The following is a 1,620-nucleotide window of genomic DNA, read 5'->3' as shown; positions in this document are numbered from 1 at the left end:
GACCTCACAGATGGTATTTACTAATGAGTTTAGGGATACTAACACCTGGCATCGTTATCGAGTAATTCGCTTGTGGGAGCAAGACCCATTACCACTGTTAGCGAATCGGGCTCTGTTACCCTTGGCCACCTGACTGACTGACAAAAGGCGGTCACTGTTTTGTCAAACTGTTTGTCAGATGGATGCTTGAGGGATTAAAAAAATCTGAGTGGGAGCCAGCGTTCTAAGATGCGCGATGCCACTCAAAACCATAAGAACGCTGTGAAAAAAAACTCCCGCCTCTACAATGCCCTGAATACCTGGCGTAGGTCTTGCCAGTCCCTGGGCACACAAAGCTCACCTAACGGTCTGTATATGGATGGTGGTGGCCTTGATCCATAGTGGTGAAGTTAATCTGACCCGCTGGATATCCTATCTGCCCTGCCTCCGAAAGTATGCTCACAGTAAGCACAGACGGGTTCGTCGATGGCTCAATAACCCTCGTATCAATATACATCGACTGTATAAACCATTGATCCAAGCAACGGGCGGACTGGCAACAGGAGTGTCTTTACTTGAGCTTGGATACGTCATTGTTCTGGGATGAGTATTGCCAGCTCCCTTGTGGCAGTGGTTTATCGGGGTCGTGCCTTGCCGGTGGCTTGGCGAGTGCTTCATCACAGTAGTGCGATGGTCTCATTCAAGGACTACCGAGACGTGTTGGATCAGGCAGCTCGGTGCCTACCCAAAGACGTAAAAATTGTCTTATTGGCTGATCGAGGGTTTGTCCATAAGGATTTAATTCAAGCCCTGAGTGGCGCAATGGCATTGGCATTATCGTATCCGTTTGAAAAAGGATGCTTGGATTTGGCGCACTGGCAAAGGTTGGTGTCAACTTAAACAGTTTCACTTCAAACGGGGCGAAGCACTGTGTTTTCACAACGTGGGATTGCATAAAGACCAATGGTATGGCTCGGTCCACATAGCCTTTGGGCGCAACAACATCAATGGTGAGTTTTGGGCCATCGTCAGTGATGAACCGACCACCTTACAAACATTCTATGAATACGGATTAAGATTCGATATTGAAGAGGCTTTTTTGGACGACCAGTCTAACGGCTGGAACATCCAGAAGTCTGAGATTCGCTGTGTATGTGCCCTTTCGAGACTTTGGTTCATCTTGGCATTGGCTACACTCTATGTTACGGCACAAGGCACATTGGTTGTGGAAACGGGGAAACGACGGTGGGTTGACACCCATTGGTTTCGTGGCAACAGCTATTTCCGCATCGGCTGGGATTGGGTCAAAACTGCTCTGTTAAACGGATGGCGACTGATTCGTCACGTCAGTTTCACCTCCAACCGTGATCCTGACCCTGTTATGGCATCGCGCAAACAACACGAGAAACGAATTTATAGGCTAGAGTTCAAAGTACTAACGTACCAATATGTTCCGGAATAACTTTTGTCAGTCAATCAGGTATATTGCCCACGACCTGAGTAGGATTAGGAGGGTCTACACTCCGGTAATCATTGGCACCCGACCACAGAATATAGAGGGCGTTGGGGTCAGCCATCTGATCAGATAGGATTAGGTCATTGGTAAACCCTGGGACTTGGGTGAGTAATCCCGGTAACAAC

3 protein-coding genes are annotated in these 1,620 nt (G+C 48.1%); all 3 read left to right on the top strand.

Going from position 1 to position 1,620, the window contains the following annotated elements:
* Positions 1-228 precede the first annotated feature (228 nt).
* The 3 genes from F6K51_RS36940 to F6K51_RS36930 all read left to right on the top strand — a co-directional run bounded on the left by F6K51_RS36940 (position 229) and on the right by F6K51_RS36930 (position 1,441).
* Positions 229-381 (top strand): hypothetical protein, encoded by a 153-nt coding sequence (locus tag F6K51_RS36940; RefSeq protein ID WP_293031062.1) that lies wholly within the window; start codon positions 229-231, stop codon positions 379-381.
* 201 nt (positions 382-582) lie between these two features.
* Positions 583-879: a hypothetical protein gene (locus F6K51_RS36935; protein ID WP_293031059.1), complete on the top strand. Its 297-nt coding sequence runs from the start codon at positions 583-585 to the stop codon at positions 877-879.
* A complete protein-coding gene (locus tag F6K51_RS36930) occupies positions 827-1,441 on the top strand; it encodes a hypothetical protein (RefSeq protein ID WP_293031056.1) in 615 nt (204 codons plus the stop codon). Before F6K51_RS36935 ends, F6K51_RS36930 begins: the two co-directional genes overlap by 53 nt.
* Positions 1,442-1,620 lie beyond the last annotated feature (179 nt).

This window comes from Moorena sp. SIO3I8, assembly GCF_010692325.1.
Taxonomy (GTDB): domain Bacteria; phylum Cyanobacteriota; class Cyanobacteriia; order Cyanobacteriales; family Coleofasciculaceae; genus Moorena.
The sequence above is the reverse complement of the archived record's forward strand: the minus strand, read 5'-3'. Positions and strand labels throughout refer to the sequence as shown.

Bases quoted from the DNA above. Each gene is read 5' to 3' on its own strand.
- F6K51_RS36940 (WP_293031062.1), top strand. From the start codon at position 229: ATGCGCGATGCCACTCAAAACCATAAGAACGCTGTGAAAAAAAACTCC.
- F6K51_RS36935 (WP_293031059.1), top strand. From the start codon at position 583: ATGAGTATTGCCAGCTCCCTTGTGGCAGTGGTTTATCGGGGTCGTGCC.